At 45.0% G+C, this 16521-nt stretch carries 13 protein-coding genes and 1 pseudogene; 4 read left to right on the top strand and 10 right to left on the bottom strand.

Annotation, left to right across the window (positions count from 1 at the left end; translation table 11 throughout):
• Positions 1–44: 44 nt before the first annotated feature.
• From tgnC to J699_RS11455, 5 genes are read right to left on the bottom strand one after another with little or no spacing between them, the layout of a single operon-like run.
• Positions 45–1514, bottom strand: coding sequence for a (Z)-2-((N-methylformamido)methylene)-5-hydroxybutyrolactone dehydrogenase (gene tgnC, locus J699_RS11435; RefSeq protein ID WP_032867648.1), 1470 nt, complete (start codon positions 1512–1514; stop codon positions 45–47).
• Between the two features lie 11 nt (positions 1515–1525).
• Positions 1526–2563: a flavin-dependent trigonelline monooxygenase oxygenase component gene (tgnB, locus tag J699_RS11440; protein WP_032867650.1), complete on the bottom strand. Its 1038-nt coding sequence runs from the start codon at positions 2561–2563 to the stop codon at positions 1526–1528.
• 2 nt (positions 2564–2565) lie between these two features.
• Positions 2566–3498, bottom strand: coding sequence for a flavin-dependent trigonelline monooxygenase reductase component (gene tgnA, locus J699_RS11445; RefSeq protein ID WP_032867652.1), 933 nt, complete (start codon positions 3496–3498; stop codon positions 2566–2568).
• 24 nt (positions 3499–3522) lie between these two features.
• The gene (locus tag J699_RS11450; protein WP_032867654.1) at positions 3523–4314 is read right to left on the bottom strand and encodes an alpha/beta fold hydrolase; all 792 of its coding nucleotides are present in this window, start codon (positions 4312–4314) and stop codon (positions 3523–3525) included.
• Positions 4283–4885, bottom strand: a complete 603-nt coding sequence (locus J699_RS11455) for an amino acid synthesis family protein (RefSeq protein ID WP_032867656.1) — start codon at positions 4883–4885, stop codon at positions 4283–4285. The genes J699_RS11450 and J699_RS11455 overlap by 32 nt, the downstream gene beginning before the upstream one ends.
• 152 nt (positions 4886–5037) lie before the next feature.
• Here J699_RS11455 and J699_RS11460 point away from each other — a divergent pair.
• Together J699_RS11460 and J699_RS11465 are read left to right on the top strand one after the other, a co-directional pair.
• Positions 5038–5699, top strand: a pseudogene (locus J699_RS11460) (GntR family transcriptional regulator).
• A 56-nt stretch (positions 5700–5755) separates the two neighbouring features.
• Positions 5756–6043, top strand: coding sequence for a DUF1330 domain-containing protein (locus J699_RS11465; RefSeq protein ID WP_032867660.1), 288 nt, complete (start codon positions 5756–5758; stop codon positions 6041–6043).
• A 115-nt stretch (positions 6044–6158) separates the two neighbouring features.
• Here the strand turns inward: J699_RS11465 and J699_RS11470 are convergent, their stop codons facing one another.
• Positions 6159–7001 carry an SDR family NAD(P)-dependent oxidoreductase gene (locus J699_RS11470; RefSeq protein WP_032867662.1) on the bottom strand — a complete coding sequence of 281 codons (843 nt, stop codon included), beginning with the start codon at positions 6999–7001 and terminating at the stop codon, positions 6159–6161.
• A complete protein-coding gene (locus tag J699_RS11475) occupies positions 6988–8079 on the bottom strand; it encodes an amidohydrolase family protein (RefSeq protein ID WP_032867664.1) in 1092 nt (363 codons plus the stop codon). Before J699_RS11475 ends, J699_RS11470 begins: the two co-directional genes overlap by 14 nt.
• Before the next feature lie 434 nt (positions 8080–8513).
• Between J699_RS11475 and J699_RS11480 the strand changes: the two genes are divergently transcribed.
• Both J699_RS11480 and J699_RS11485 read left to right on the top strand, forming a co-directional pair.
• Positions 8514–10685 (top strand): TonB-dependent siderophore receptor, encoded by a 2172-nt coding sequence (locus tag J699_RS11480; RefSeq protein ID WP_032867667.1) that lies wholly within the window; start codon positions 8514–8516, stop codon positions 10683–10685.
• Positions 10686–10734: 49 nt separating this feature from the next.
• On the top strand, positions 10735–11451 hold the full coding sequence (locus J699_RS11485; RefSeq protein ID WP_050441679.1) for a hypothetical protein: 717 nt from the start codon (positions 10735–10737) through the stop codon (positions 11449–11451).
• Here J699_RS11485 and J699_RS11490 read toward each other — a convergent pair.
• From J699_RS11490 to J699_RS11495, 3 genes are all read right to left on the bottom strand, one after another.
• A complete protein-coding gene (locus tag J699_RS11490) occupies positions 11441–13435 on the bottom strand; it encodes an esterase/lipase family protein (protein WP_032867671.1) in 1995 nt (664 codons plus the stop codon). The two genes, J699_RS11485 and J699_RS11490, sit on opposite strands and share 11 nt — an antisense overlap.
• 283 nt (positions 13436–13718) lie before the next feature.
• Positions 13719–13829, bottom strand: coding sequence for a hypothetical protein (locus J699_RS19625; RefSeq protein ID WP_005229212.1), 111 nt, complete (start codon positions 13827–13829; stop codon positions 13719–13721).
• Positions 13830–14044: 215 nt separating this feature from the next.
• Positions 14045–16513 (bottom strand): acyl-CoA dehydrogenase, encoded by a 2469-nt coding sequence (locus tag J699_RS11495; protein WP_032867673.1) that lies wholly within the window; start codon positions 16511–16513, stop codon positions 14045–14047.
• Positions 16514–16521: the final 8 nt, after the last annotated feature.

Raw genomic sequence — 16521 nt, 5'->3', positions numbered from 1 at the left:
TCATCCTTGAAATTTAGCAATCCTGAACTCGACCTTTTGTAGCGCTATCGCATTATAAAAGGATCATCAATCGGTTGATCCGAGGTCCGTAACCAGACCGTTTTTGTGGTGGTGTAATCCAGCACGGCATCTGCTCCACCTTCACGACCATGACCCGATAAACCATGACCGCCAAAAGGTGCCAGTGGAGAAACGGCGCGATAAGTATTCAACCAGACAATGCCTGAACGAATGGCTTTGATCATACGATGTGCGCGGCTCAAGTTGTTGGTAAACACACCTGCTGCCAGTCCATAAGGGGTATTGTTGGCTTTTTGAACCGCCTCTGCTTCGCTACTAAAACTCACCACAGACAAGACTGGCCCAAATAACTCAGTCATGACGCAATCTGCTTGTGGGACATCACTACAATCCAGAATGGTTGGCGGATAGTAATATCCCGCTCTTGGCGAGGATTTTCCGCCTGTTAATAATTTTGCGCCTTGCTGAATTGAGCTAGCCACGACCTGCTCAATTTTTTCACGTTGACGTAATGTGCATAAGGGCCCGTATTCCGTTGCCATATCTTCAGGCAAACCTATCTTGATGGTTTGTACCCGCTCAACCAGACGCTGCACAAACTCATCCTTAATACTTGCCTCAACCAGTAATCGTGAACCTGCAACACAACTCTGCCCTGTTGCCGCAAAAATTGCAGCAACTTGAGCATTGACCGCACTTTGCAGATCCGCATCAGCAAATACAATAAACGGAGATTTGCCACCTAACTCAAGCGATACTTTTGCCAGATTCTCAGCAGAATTACGCACAATATGCCGTGCTGTTTCAGGGCCTCCGGTAAATGCCACATGTGCAACATCTGGATGACTGCTTAACACTGCACCGCATTCGGGGCCAAAACCGGTAATGACATTAACCACACCTGCTGGAAAACCGGCTTCATGTACCAAACGCGCGAAAGCAAGTAACGGTGCTGGACCCTCTTCTGACGCTTTCAGCACCACGCTACATCCAGCAGCCAAAGCTGGCCCCAGCTTTACCGCAGAAAGAAAAAGCTGACTATTCCACGGCACAATCGCGGCAATCACGCCGACAGGTTCACGGATTGTCCAGGCCTGCATATCCTGCTTATCAATCGGTAAATAACTGCCTTCAAGCTTGTCAGCAATGCCTGCGTAATAGCGATAATACTCGGCGACATAGGCAATCTGACTTGAAGTTTCGCGAATGATTTTGCCTGTATCGCTGGTTTCATATTGAGCCAGTTGTGGCGCCGCTTGTTCAATCAGCTCTGCCAGTTTATAAAGCAGTTTACCTCGTTGAGAAGCCGTTAATCCCGCCCAGGCATTATCCTGTAAAGCCTGAGTGGCAGCTGCCACAGCACGGTTCACTTCATCACGGCGTGCTTCCGGCATTTTGGCCCAGACTTGTCCTGTTGCCGGATTGATACTGTCAAACTGGGCAGCACCATCTTCAAATTGACCATTAATATATAACTGGAATTGAGAAGTCATGCTCTTCTCTCCTATGCAAATGCAGGCATCACGTCATTGATCATACGGAGTAACGAGGCTTTTTTACGTTCAAAGCTCATTCCGGTATCAATCCAGAATGAATACTCGTTATATCCCATCGCCTCATAGGCTTTTAAACGTTCAATCACTTCCTGCGCTTCACCAATCACGTTATTTTGACGCATGGCTTCTGGCGTATAGAAAGGATGTTGAGCCATTTCTTCTTTACTGATTGGTGCGATGAGACCTTGATTAATTTCACGCTCATTTTTAAACCATGCACCAAAATAATTGTAGAAGGCATTAATTTCTTCTGCTGCAACTTGTGCATCTGCCTCACTCTCTGCTACATAAGTATGGCGGAGTAACATAATTTCCGGACGTGGAATATCAGCAAACTTTTCACAAGCGGCATTGAAATGCCCCATCAGTTTCTCAACTTCATCATCGCCAAAATGCAACGGTGTGACCTGTACATTACAACCATTCTGTACTGCAAATTCATGGCTATTTGGATCACGTGCCGCCACCCAGATTGGAGGAAATGGCTGTTGTAAAGGTTGTGGTGCAGAGGTGGTTTTTGGGAACTGCCAAAACTCGCCTTTATGTTCGTAGTCGCCTTTCCAGAGATTTTTGATGGCAGGAATCATTTCACGCAGACGTTGCCCTGCACTCCATGCGTCCATCCCCGGGACCATCCGCTCATATTCAAATGAGTAAGCGCCTCGTGCAATCCCGATATCTAAACGACCGTTGGTAATAATATCGGTCATGGCCGCTTCGCCTGCCAACTTAATCGGATGCCAGAAAGGAGCAACCACTGTGCCTGTACCCAAGCGCACATTTTTGGTCTTATTGGCCAGATCAGCCAAATTAATAAACGGATTCGGTGCAATGGTAAAATTCATGGCGTGATGCTCACCCGTCCAGATCGCATGCATACCTCCCTGATCCGCAATCTGGCACAGTTCAATCATCTCATCATAAAGCTGTTTCTGCGTTTGCTGATCAGAAACACGTTCCATGTGTACAAATAATGAAAAACGCATAGTTAAACTTCCTCTTTAACAATTTGACGAACCGTACCACTGGTTTGATTACCGTAATAAACACCATAAGTTTTAAGATAATTTTCTTTGCGATAACGCATCAACATGCTTTGCAAAGCGCCATCTACAAAAGTGAGCTGCTCAAGATCATTCAAATCGATGAATTGACCTTTGTATGCAGTTGCAACCGGGGTATTACACAAGAACGCAATATATTGCTGCTGTGTCGTCACATCGTCATACACTGAATAAATAAAACTTGCTGATGCATCAGGTTGATAAGCTGCAAAGATTTTTTCCAAGGCTTTTTCCGCGCCATCTTTATCGACCACCAGATGTGGCAAAGTCCATTTATGGTCCGCAGTTTGTTCCAGTAGAATCTGGTTCTCATGACCAATCAAGGCCATCATCATCACTTTCATGCTTGAAATGACATCGGTAGATGATTTCGCTGGCGTAAAATAGGCACCACGATAATAACCAAGACCTGCAAAACCTGCCGAAGCAAAATTTTCAACTTTACCAATCAGAATGGCATGGTCACCTGCATCAACGATTTGATAGGTGGTACAGTCAAACCATGCGCTGACATGATCAATAACCGGGTTTTGGTATTCACTTTTTGTCCATGCAAGATTTGCAAAACGGTCATCACTTGGACGGGCAAAGGTATTCGACACATCCTTTTGTTCTTCTGCCAAAATATTGATGGCAAAGTGTTTTGTATTTGCAAAGTATTGATAATTGCTTGATGTCTTGGCAATGCTGACGAGTAGCAAAGCTGGGTCCAAAGACACCGAAGCAAAAGAGTTTGCGGTAAAGCCTAATGGCATTCCATCATCTTTACAGGTCGTCACTACGGTAACGCCCGTCATAAAAGAGCCAAAAGCATCACGTAGTTCACGTATCTTGTTTATTGTATCCATTTCACTCATTGCCATATTCCTTCATTGAGCAACTTAGACGCTGGTTTCCAACCACGCTTGCATTGCACTATTGACTTGATCCGGAGCCGTCAGGTTGACCATATGACGCTCATTCTCAATCACGATCGCCTTACCCTTTTGCGCCTGACTGGCCATTTGTATTGCCATTTCCGCAGTAGAGTTGGGATCGCCCGTACCTGTTAAAATCAAGGCAGGACATCCTATTTTTGGCCATTGATCTGCATACACTGCATCACCTTGTGCAAAGGCAGCATACGCAGTGGCATAACCCGACATATCCACTTGCTGTAACCAAGATTTCACCTTTGAGGCAGCCTGACGTTCAACCTCACTCTGACCAAACCAGCGTTGTAATGGGGTCTCGATATCGATATGACCTGTTTTTAACGCTTCGGCGCGTTGAATCACGGCATCTTTAGCTTCTGCTGAACGCTTATAGACCCCATTGAGCACAGCCATACGCTTGACTAAATCAGGACGGGTTGCGCTGACGCCTGTGGTAATTAGAGATCCCATGGAGTGCCCTGCCAAATTCACAGCGCCAACATCCAAAGCGATAATCAATTCGATGCTCCAGTCTACAAAATCCTGTAGCTGGGCATCATCTGCTAATTTGGTACTTTGTCCATGGCCTGGCATATCCACTGAAATCACCCGATAGTGTTTCGAGAAGAATTCGATCTGGGGATACCATGCTGCTGCTTGCATCCCAACACCATGAATCAGAACCAGCGGTTCTCCCTCGCCCTGCTCAAAATAATGAGCAATACGGTTATTTGACAGCTGCAGGGTTTTTGAGATCATGACCTAACTCTTCCAAATCTTGATAACGATCTCCAATACGATGATGTGGTCGACCACCTGTCGCAGCACCAATCACCACCACCAGCTCATCAGCAGCAGGTGCATCTGGAATTGCAAATTGTAAAGTCAAATAATGGGAACGACGTCCTTCATCATTTTTGTCCATCATTGGAATCAAGATCGGCGCATTGGCTGGGCCACGGGTATTATTAAATGCCAGATAGGATTTTGCTCCCACTGCACTGCGATAAGTATTGCCAAAATGCAGGGTATGAATCAGTGCAGAGGCATGTTCAAGTTCACCCTCCAGCCCGACTACAGCACTTTTACCAAAGGCTTGTACTGCTTCGCCAGAACCAACTTCGTCAAGAATCAGTTGGGTCAAATGTTCACTCAGGATAGGTGCAATACGGCGGATTTCAGGTGCAAGGTTTTCAACATAGCCCTGACCTGCCCAAGGATTTTTGATCACAGCTGCTGCTGCTACCATTTTTAAAGGTGTGGGTGCTGCTTTGCCACCATCAATATAGGTGGTTTCCACATGGAGCACTGTTTTACGGATTAGATTCATTGTTCTTCCTTGCGTGTGAATTTATCTTGTCATTCGTATTATGGTATACCATAATACATAATGAAAAAAAAGCAAGAGTTTGCTATGCTCTTTTTAAGCAAAGAACATGTAACAAAATTCTGCCTTACTGAAATATGGAAAGATGAATTTCTATGAATCTTAAAATTAAAACCCGCCTGTGACTTTACGCGAGCTCTGTCTGGATAAAGTGCGTAATGCCATTATTACAGGTTATTTTCCTTCTGGAAAAAGACTGGTTGAACGGACACTCTGTGAAGAACTGGGTGTAAGCCGCTCTGTGGTGCGGGAAGTGATTCGCTATCTGGAAGCAGAAGGTCTGGTTGAAATTTTGCCCAATAAAGGTCCGATTGTTTCATTACTGGACTGGGAAATTGCCTCACAAATCTATGAGATTCGTCTTTTACTCGAGCAAAGTGCGGTTGCAGATTGCACCCAAAATCTGACCGATCATACCACCCAGCAATTGCAGCACTTATTGGCAGAGCTTGAACAGGCATTTGCCGCAGATGATATCAATTTGATTATTGCCACTTCTGCAAAGCTTTATGAAACCATTTTTACCACCGCAAAACATTATATTGCCTGGGAAGTAGTGCAACGCTTGAATGGCCGCATTAGCCGTCTTCGCGCCATGACCATGAAATCCAGCAAACGTGAAATTTCAGGTTACCAACGTATCAAAAATATGTGTGAAGCCATCTACTTACATAAAGATGCCGATAAAGCCAAGCAAGCTGTTGCGGAACATATTGCAGAAGCCGCATCTGTGGCAAAAAATATTTTGAATAGTTAATCACGAAAACGGAACCCTAAGGCCGATGAAGCCTTAACTTACATAAGGATATAAGCATGTCTGCGTACTGGATTGCTCACGTTACCATCCATGATCTGGAGCAATATCAACAATATATGGCCTTGGCACCGCATGCTTTTGAAAAATATGGAGCAAAGTTTCTTGCCAGAGGCGGTAATTCGACTTGCCTGGAAGGTTCAGAATATCAGCGTCATGTCATTATTGAATTTGCTGACTTAGCAACAGCGCAGGCTTGTTACCATTCAGAAGAATATTTGAAAGCACGCCTGGCCCGTAAAGATTGTGCTGATGTGATGATCAATATTGTAGAGAGTCTGAATTAAGCTGAAACGGCATAAAAGAGCGTTCTTTACATCTTCTTTTATGCCGTTTCCAACACCAAAGTCACCTGACTCCAATTGGATATCAGTTTCACTTTAATCCCTATCACCCCGACTTTTAAGCCCGTTTTTTCTTGGACTTCTTGCTAAAGAAACTCAATGCATGTGAGTAATGGCTCGGGGTAATCCGCTGGATCAGGTCAATGATTTTGGCATCATTTCCAATCAGTACCCGTGCTTTATCTGCTTTCACAGCTTCAAGAATAATTTTGGCAGCTTGTTCAGGTGGTGTTTTCAACACTTTGTTAAAGGCTTGACTGGCTTTAGCTGGATTCATGCCCAAAGCCCGAATGCTGTCACTCATACGTGCACTATTGGCAATGTTGGTTCGAATCCCGCCAGGATGCACACAGGTCGAGCTGATGCCATTGTGTTGCAGCTTGAGCTCTTGGCGCAATGACTCGGTAAAACCACGAACCGCAAATTTCGTTGCATTATAGGCACTTTGGGTCGGTTGAGCCGTCAAACCAAATAGGCTGGAAATATTCACAATGTGCCCTTCGCCACTTTGCTTTAAATAAGGCAGAAATTCTTTGGTACCATAAACCACACCCCAAAAGTTAATTTTTAAGATCCATTTCAGTTCCTCATAATCCATCCCTTCAACGGTACTCGCCAGTGCTACACCGGCATTATTAAAAATCAGGTTAATCTTGCCATGTGCTTTAAAACTCTGTTCTGCCCATTCACTTACCGCTTTTTGATCTGAAACATCGAGTTGGGTCAGGGTGACATTGACAGGATATTGCTGTAACAAGGCCTTGGTCTCTTGCAGGCCCTGTTCATTGACATCACTCAAAGCCAAATGGGCGCCTTGCTGTGCCAGTAAAACAGCAAGTTGTCGACCAATCCCTGAACCTGCACCGGTAATGGCTGCGACTTTCTGATTAAAATTTTTCATGGCTAGACTCTAGATGAAGTTGATAAAAATGGGCTGCGTTTTGTCTAAACATGGCATACATTGCCTGTTCACCATAAGGACGAAGTATCTGGACATAAGCCTGAACCAGATCACTGAGTGTTGCATTGACTTTGTCCATCGGGAAATTAGACGCGTACATAATGCGGTTGATACCAAAGACCTGAACGGCATGTTGAATCATGGGTGACAGTAAATTGAAGATTTCAGCAGTTGTCGCAGTACGTTTATGTTGATAGAAGCGATGTCCCAATACCGGCATCATTAAGCCTGAAATTTTGGCATAGACATTTTTCTGTTCAGCCAGCATGGCTATGTCTTGCTGCCACTGTTTAAAAATGGCCTCACGCTGCGATGCTGTAATTCCCGTTTTCTTACCCACGGCCCCAAACAGGCCAGCAGGTGTCGCCAGATGATCGACCACAATCCGGGTGTCAGGAAATTGTTTCGCCAGACTGGTAATTTCTGCTAACTGTGTGGAATACCCCCATGCATCAAAAGATAGATCCATGTTTGCCAGCTGTTCAAAACCTTTTAAGAATTTCTTGTCACGATAAAGATGCGGCCGATCATACCATCGATAAATACCACTATCCTCATGCCAGGCCGCCATTTTACGAATGCCCCGAAATAGTGGGCTGGCCTGCTGATGAGCTTTAAGAATGTCTTTGAACTTTCGGTCTCTGGGATCAGCCGCGGCAACGATAGCACTCAGCTTTAAACCGTGACGATTAAACTCTAATTGCTTGATCCAGTGAGTTTCTTCCACTACTCCAAAGCCTGTGTGATGGTGCCAGTTCGCTTCAACATGCACCACGCTCTCTACAGGAAATAAAGCACTATCCTGTTGATATTGCATGGGTAAATAGGGATTCAATGCGTATCGGGTTATCCCTAAAGTTTCTAATAAAGGCTTAGGTTTGACCAAACGCACTACGCGATCCATAACAGCAGGATATTTGCCTAAAGCTTTTACCAATAAAGCAGCGGAATGCGGTGTGTGATAAGGATCCCATTGATGAATATGCGGATCAATGATCGAAAAGCCTAATTCTTCCATGCGTTCACTCGATATCATTATTTTTAAAAATGGCGATGCTTTATCTAACTTATCCTATTTGATCACTGTAGCCTACCGAACAAGTCAGTATGAATAAAATGATTTATTTCAATATAACAGTATGAATACGATTCATTTATTTTTTACCGCATCCTTTCTAAATATATAAATTTATGATGAATTTCAATAAATTAAATCATTTTATTATCTAGTTCTATTGTCGATACACGACCGAATAAAAATCTAAAAATAACTCATGCATTATCAATCTGTTAATTTTCCAAGGGCATATCTTTCCAACAAGTTCTTGTAAATGATTCCTATTTAAATATACTGAGCACGCTTTTATCGCTGTATTGGCCAACATTGTCATTCAATTGAAAGTCGTTTCTTTTCAGTCTCTACCCGCTTTTCGTTATCGCTCAGGTATTCTTATGTCTGCATTTTCTCCGCGTAAAAATCTCATCACGATTGAAATTTTAAAGTATAGCGGTTCATTGCTTGTGTCTTGTCTTCCTGTGCTGAGCTGGGCAGACATAACAACGCCAGAAATCACGCAGCTAGACACCATCAAAGTACAAGCGGAATCCAGCTCAAGCTATATCGGAACACAAACCGCATCGACCTTAAGAGGTAAGCACAACAATCTAGAGGCGCCTCAAACGGTCAATGTGGTTTCCAAACAATATGTCAAAGATTATCTGCCTGCGAATCTGGATAATGCACTGACCCAAGTCAGCGGTATTACCCAAGGCAACACCTTGGGCGGCACCCAAGATACGGTGATGAAACGTGGTTTTGGTGACAATCGTGATGGTTCAATTACCGTGAATGGCATGCCGATTGTACAAGGTCGTACCATGAATGCGGCGGTTGAACAGGTTGAAGTGTTAAAAGGCCCAGCCTCCCTACTTTACGGTATTATGGACCCCGGCGGTGTGGTCAATGTAGTGACTAAAAAACCTGAAATAACCCAGAAAACCGAAATGGCCATTTATGGTTCAGGCTTTGCGGCCGGTAAAAATGGTGTGGGTGCAAGTCTGGATACAACAGGCGCAATTAATGATAGTAACTTTGCTTATCGTTTTATTGTCGATCATTCTGATGCAGACTATTGGCGTAATTTTGGTAATCTCAAACAGACTTTAATTGCGCCGTCGGTGGCATGGGACAATGGTCAGACCAAAGTCAATCTCAGCTATCAATATCGTCATTTTGATGTTCCTTTTGATCGCTCCACCATTTTTGATCCCAACACTAAAAAAGCGTTGCCGATCTCAAAATACCAGCGTCTGGATGAAGCCTTTAACCAGATGAAAGGTGAAGATCATCTGGCACAATTGCTGGTTGATCATCAAATTAATGATACTTGGTCAGCTCATTTCGGCTATACCTACAATTATGAAACCTATGATGCCAACCAGTTACGTGTTACCTCGTTAGATACCAAGAATCATACGGTGAAGCGTCGTACCGATGCGACCTTAAATGCAGAGAGTGTAGATAGTAATGCCCAAGCCTATCTCAATGGCTCAGCCAATCTGCTCGGTTTAAAACATGATATTCAAATCGGTTCAGACATTGAGTACCGCAAATATTTCCGTCCTGATATGGTCCGTGGAGCTAACTCAACTTTAGATTATTTAAATCCGGATTTTGGCGCTGTGGAAGCATCACGTAATATCATTGCATCCGATAGTGATCAAACCGATAAATTGCATACCTATGGTTTTTATCTGCAGGATGCGATTCATTTAAATGAAAAATGGATTGCCGTACTCGGTGGACGTTATCTGAATTATCAACAAAATGCTGGCCGCGGCAGACCGTTTAAGGAAAATACCAACACCAATGATGATGCCTGGCTACCGCATGCAGGTTTAGTTTATAAATGGAATGACCAGCTTTCATTGTATGGCAGCTATACCGAGTCACTCAAACCGAACTCCTCGATTGCGCCTTTAGGGGGTAATGCTGTGATTGACTCGGATGTCCAACCGGAACAGGCAAAATCCTATGAAGTTGGTGCAAAATACGAATTCAATGATCGTATTAAGGCCAATTTTGCGCTGTACGATATTAAAAAGCGTAATGTGCTTGCCAAAATCACCAACCCATCCAGCAAAGAGGTAGAACTACACACCACAGGTGCAGTCCGTTCCAAAGGCGTTGAACTCGACCTCACAGGACGTATAACCGATCAACTCGACGCCACCCTGACCTATGCCTATACCGATGCCAAAGTCACTGAAGATGAAACTGGTCTGCAAGGTAACCGCTTAAATAATGTAGCACGAGATACAGCGTCTCTGGCATTGGCTTATAACTATGGCGAACTCTACAATGGTCATTTACGTTTGGGCTTGAGCGGTAATTATGTCGGTAAACGTGCCGGTAACTCAGAGAATACCTTTGACCTACCTGAATATGCACTGGCTAATGCCTTTATCAGCTATGACACCACCATTGCCAAACAGGCGGTGAACTTCCAGTTTAATTTAAATAATATCTTCGATAAAACCTACTATACAGCCAGCGTCAATAATCTGGCAGTATCACAAGGTGACGCTCGCCAAGCACTATTGCGTGCCACTTTTAAATTCTAATTATGGAGTCAAGGCAGTGATGGGTTCACTGCCCTTGTTTGAGATCAAGATGAAAACGTTTCTTTCCATCCTTGTGTTGCTTGGCCTGCTATTGAGCTCTACTGTGTATGCCCAAACCCGAATTGTGCTGATCTCACAACTGAACAGTGCGTCAGCGAGTACCGATATCGCCATTCAGAAATACTTGCAAAGCAAAGGCTACCATGTCGAGATGTTGGATCAATCAGTTTCGCCGAGCAAGTTAAACCAGCCTGATCTGGTAATCCTTTCTTCAACGGTTGCATCCAAAAATTTAAAAACAGGCTGGCGCCAACTCCCCATTCCACTAATGACTTGGGAAAATGATTATCTCGATGATCTGGCCATGACCGGTAAAAGAATTGATACCGATTTTGGCGAAGTCGAAAAAGAACGTTACCTGTGGCTGGTCAATGCACCGCATTCCCTCTCTGCGCATCTTCCTGCGGGAACTCGCAACGTTTATCAAGCACAGGCACCCATGAGCTGGGGCAAGCCGGGTTTAGGCGCGACCATTATTGCGACAATTTATGGTCAGCCCGAAAAAGTGGCCATCTGGGGCTATGAAAAAGGTGCAACCATGGACTATGAATCGCTGGCACCAGCAAAACGGCTGATGTTCTTTCTCAATAATGAGACATTTACCAATCTTTCAGAGGATGGTCTCAAACTGTTCGATGCCGCCATTCAATGGTTACTCGATCAACCGCCCCTTCAGTGGAAAAATACCAAAACAGTTAATCCTTAACAGCCTGTGCGAGTGGCCCCAGCGGATGCAATTGCATATGCTGTTTTAAAATCCGTCTTAACTCAAGAATCGCTTCGGGCTGTTCCTGAATCGAATGCCCGCCCTGAATGACTTTTTCCGAGATGGCGCCTGGCAGATGCGAACTGCTATACGGCACGATGCCATCAGTCATTTTATCTGGCTCCTGATGCCGGGTGGTATTGCCAATGATGGAGTGATAAGCCAGCCCTTGTACCGGCTGGATGGCCTGAGTCATGTTCATGAATTTGGACTGATAACTTAAATCACTGGGACCGTTTTCGATAATCCCCGCTGCCAGATTTTTCTTCATTTGATGAATATTGATGTTGTGGTCTGCCCCCGCCAGCTCAGCCGCCGTTAAGAACTTGGCCGGTAAATGAATTATCTTGCGCAAAGCCAAGGTAAACCAGCGATCTGCGTAGGCTGTTCCTTGATGCGGGGTGGCAATAAAAATCACCCGGTTAATATTTTCAATCGGACGGAACATAAAACGCTTGCTCACCGCAGCAGAAAAAATAAAGTCATGCGCCTGATCATTCTGGATTGCCTCGACGGCCTGCTGGCGAATATCCCCCCGCCCCATCAGTAACCGGCTGATAATGCCCCCCATACTGTGTCCGATCAGTACCGCATCCTGCATGGCAGCATCATGCGGATCATGCATGGCAAAAGCCTGTGTTAACAAAGCATAAATCTGGGCACGACTCTCAAGAATCGGCATGTTGGTGGAATAAAAAACCTGCCAGACCTGATAGTGCTGACGTAAGCTGTCATCTCCCAGGATATCATTGGTCAAGGCGATCCAGGCTTCTGGACTACTGGCCAGCCCATGAATAAAAATAATGATTTTTTTATCCGGATTATAGGGTTCCAGCATGAACAGATGTGGCATGCTGAATTGCTCTTTGCGATCGATCAGGGTTTTATAGCCGGTTCCGCCCAGATTGTTTTCAGCCAGCCACAGACCATAAGGTGCTGAATAATTGGCAGTAAGTAAATAGTCCTGCTGTGCCACCTGAAGCTGGTCATAACGGAACGGATCGATCAGCTGGATCTGCAAGGGAGCCGCATCAAGTAACTGCTCGACCGAAGTATTGGGCGCAGGCTGAGCCACGGCGGTGACCGACAGATATCTGGCCACATGAATATAAGGATTTTCTTTACCGGCATAATAGCTTTCAGGATCATAAATATAATCAGGGCTTGAAGACTGCTGATTTTTGGCCACCAGAACAAATTCCGAGCCCAGACCATCGCGTCGGTTAACGCTGTAAAATCCGGAGAACCGCATATTGTAGCTAGACTGCAATAACTGGATATCGGTGTTCGCCAGTTCCGGATAATGATCAAAATTGAACTGATAATGTCGCTGGTTAATCTGTAACTGCTGAGGAAAGCGGGTAAATCGATGCCGTAAATAGGCCGTAGTGATCAAACGTGACAGAGCAACATTGTAAAAAAGCCGAACCTGGGTCTGGCGTTGATCAAAAATACGTTTCTGTGGTGTAGAGGGCGTTGCAAATAAATAGGCAAAGCTAAAGCGAACACTTTGATCAAGCAAACTTAAGACTTCATCGAGACAGCGGTTTTGCTGTGCTGAATGCGACGTTTGAGCCAATGCAATCTGGCAATTTTTCTCCTGACCGAGTTGCAGGGCCCGTGCCAGATAAATCTCACTGGCTGCGGCATAACGCTGTTCAGGACTGTCGGCCAGTTTCTGTTGTAATCTCTGTACGCATTGCTCAGGCTGACTTAGACAAGCTTCGACCGGAACTCCGGACAGCAGCAAGCTATTTTGTGTGGCATCACTCAACTGGGATCGGGTCAGTATGGTCTGGGTTTTATCGGTTAAGGAGGCACCTAAACTTCGTTGCTGCAATTTCACCAACTGACAGGCCGATAAGCTGAAAAGAATAAAGCCAAGCAGCACCAATTTGGCCAATAGTTGCTTATATCGCCCCATTTTCTCAAGCTCCAGACTGATTAAGCCGCATCGCGCACCCAACCTGTTTTCCTGTTCTTGCGCATCTGCTTCTAATATGCCAAAGATTCAGCAACAACACAGCCATCGTGTTAAAACATTTCGTTTTTATTTTAGAACAACCCATTAAAGATATAAAAAAACCATCGAAGGTCTGGTTCGATGGTTTAGCTGGATCACAAGAATAGAAATATGCCATCTCAAGCTGGGAACTGAATCAGCCAGCTCTGCATGTAAAAACCGGACAGCGCTCAAGCCTATGAGCTTATAACAGATATTCCCAGATTACATAGCCAATACCAAAGCCCAAAAAGGCATATAGTGTAATAATGAAAAATACAAAACTGGCATTATTCTTTTTTTTCAAAAAACTCATATCGGCACCTTTGGCTTTGCTCAACTCATACTGTTATAGTGCAGGAAGTAACAGAACAAAAAAAGACACAGAGTTTTCTAAAAAAAATATAACAGATGAGCTTAAAAACTCGAGACTGTTATGAAAACAGCCCTGAACATAAGCAAAAGAGGCGTAGATGACGCTTCATCTCAGATACATTCAGGACTGCTTCAAGCTGTGCTTACACGATTCAATCATAAGTTGCGAAGATGAGGATTTTCCAACGGCAGGTCATCGACTAAATGCTCATCAAAAATATCCGTCAACATACTGTCATAACGTTTGGCATTGTAGTCTAAAAGTGACTCCGCCTCAGCAGTGCTGATAAAACCTGTCTCGATTGCATTGGCAATATGCGCTTCAAAGGTGAGACCGCTAAACTGATCTTTGGATTCGGCTTTTTTAAACTTGTTCCACAACGGCTGTAGCTGTAACAGGCTTTGGAATGTAGACTCCATCCGTCCCATCACATCGTTGGCATCCGTATTGTAATAGACATGTTGCTTCAACTGCTCCCGGAATGCATGTTCCTGCATCATCAATTGCGCGACCTCTTGCTTCAATTGATCTGACGGCGCTGCAATAGGACGGCCAAATGGGAAACAGATCAGTTTTACCATAGCAGCGGCAAGCGGCATCGGAAAATTATCATAGAAGCCAAAGAAGGCTTCTTGCACCTGATACAGGGCTTTATTCAAGGCCAATTCGGCATGTTTCTGTTCTGCCTCGGTACGTTGGCCCTGTTCATAATATTTCAGGATTGCCGTCGCAATAAATAAATGCGCATGAATATCAGCCAGACGTCCAGACAGCATTTCCTTACGCTTTAAATCGCCCGCCAGAATTCCCAGCGCCATATCGGCGGTTAAGGCAAAATCGGCACTGAAACGGTTGATTTTACTATAATAGGCTTTCGAAAAATCATCGGCATGTTTTGAGCCCTCATCTGAGCCACCCGTAATCGAAAATGCCAGTGCTTTGGCTGCACGATTGAAGGTATAGGCCAGATGTTTAAACAATAATGGCGAAAATTCCTTAAAAGCGGCCGCTTTATCTTCAGCTTGTAACAGTTGCAATTCTTCAAACAGATAAGGATGGCAACGCATTGAGCCCTGACCGAAAATCATCAGAGAACGGGTCAGAATATTGGCGCCTTCCACAGTAATGGCAACGGGAATGGATTGATAAGTCAGGGCAAGGAAGTTACGTGGGCCTAACTGAATCGCCCGGCCACCCACCACGTCCATGCCATGATTGACCACTTTACGCATGGTTTCGGTGGCATAGTATTTGGCCATGGCGGTCATTACCGCAGGGGTTCCGCCCTGGTTCAAACCACAGGTCACCAGATAACGGAATGACTCCAGCATATAAGCATCACTGGCGATATCACTGGTCGCCTCTTGTACCCCTTCAAAATGCCCAACCGAAATTTTAAACTGTTGACGGACACTGGCAAATGCACCCACCAACAGATAACTCATTTCCCCTGCTGCGGTTGCCAAGGCAGGCAATGAAATACCACGTCCTACTCCTAAACATTCCATCAGCATCCGCCAGCCTTTACCTGCATTTTGCTGACCGCCGATAATCCAGTCCAAAGGAATAAATACGTCACGACCTTCAACCGTACCATTCATAAAAGGCGCACCCGGATTATGGCGGGGCCCAATCTGAATGCCTTCATGGTCAGCCGGAATCAAGGCACAGGTAATGCCATATTCCACCTTGTTTTTATCGCCCAGCAAACCTTCCGGATCATATAACTTAAAGGCCAGACCAATCACGGTTGCAATCGGAGCCAGGGTAATCCAGCGCTTGGAGAAATTCATTTTCAGGCCTAATACTTGTTGGCCTTGATATTGCCCATGACACACCACACCGGTATCCGGGATCGCCCCAGCATCCGAACCCGCCTCAGGGCTGGTCAAACCAAAACAAGGCACTTCGGTACCATTAGCAAGCCCGGGTAAATAACGTTGTTTTTGCTCCTCTGTACCATAGTGCAGCAGCAACTCCCCTGGCCCAAGCGAATTGGGTACCATACAGCTCACCGCAGCAGTCAGTGAACGCGAAGCAATTTTGCTCATGATGCGACTTTGCGCAAAGGGCGTAAATTGTTTGCCACCAAATGATTTTGGAATGATCAGCCCCAAGAAGCCATTGTCCTTGATAAATTGCCACACCTCTGGCGGTAGGTCCTTGTCCTGATGATGAATCTGCCACTCATCCAACATTGAGCACAGCTGTTGTACTTCGTTATCTAAAAAAGCCTGTTCTTCTGCCGATAACACGGGATAAGGATATTGATCAAACTTTTCCCAATCCGGCGCCCCCATAAACAGTTCTTTTTCCCACCAGCTGGTACCGGCATCCAGAGCCTCTCGTTCAGTGGTACTCATACTCGGCATGGCATTGGACAGCACTTTAAAAGCAGGTCGGCTAATCAAAGCATCACGCAATGGCGTAATCAGCAGAATAATACTGGCGATGATAATAGGTACACCCAGTAACAGACTCCATGGGGTAATCAGCACACTACACAAAATGGCAGTGACAATTGCCAGCACACTACCGACAGTTCGACTGGCTTCAAAATAAAAGAGAGCCCAAATCACAAAGAGTTGTATCAGTAGACCAAGCAATATTAATAGTACAATCATGTTTGCTC

The organism is Acinetobacter sp. 1000160 (assembly GCF_000588715.1).
Lineage (GTDB): Bacteria > Pseudomonadota > Gammaproteobacteria > Pseudomonadales > Moraxellaceae > Acinetobacter > Acinetobacter courvalinii.
Note: the sequence above shows the minus strand (reverse complement) of the source record. Positions and strands in the feature narration are given on the sequence as shown.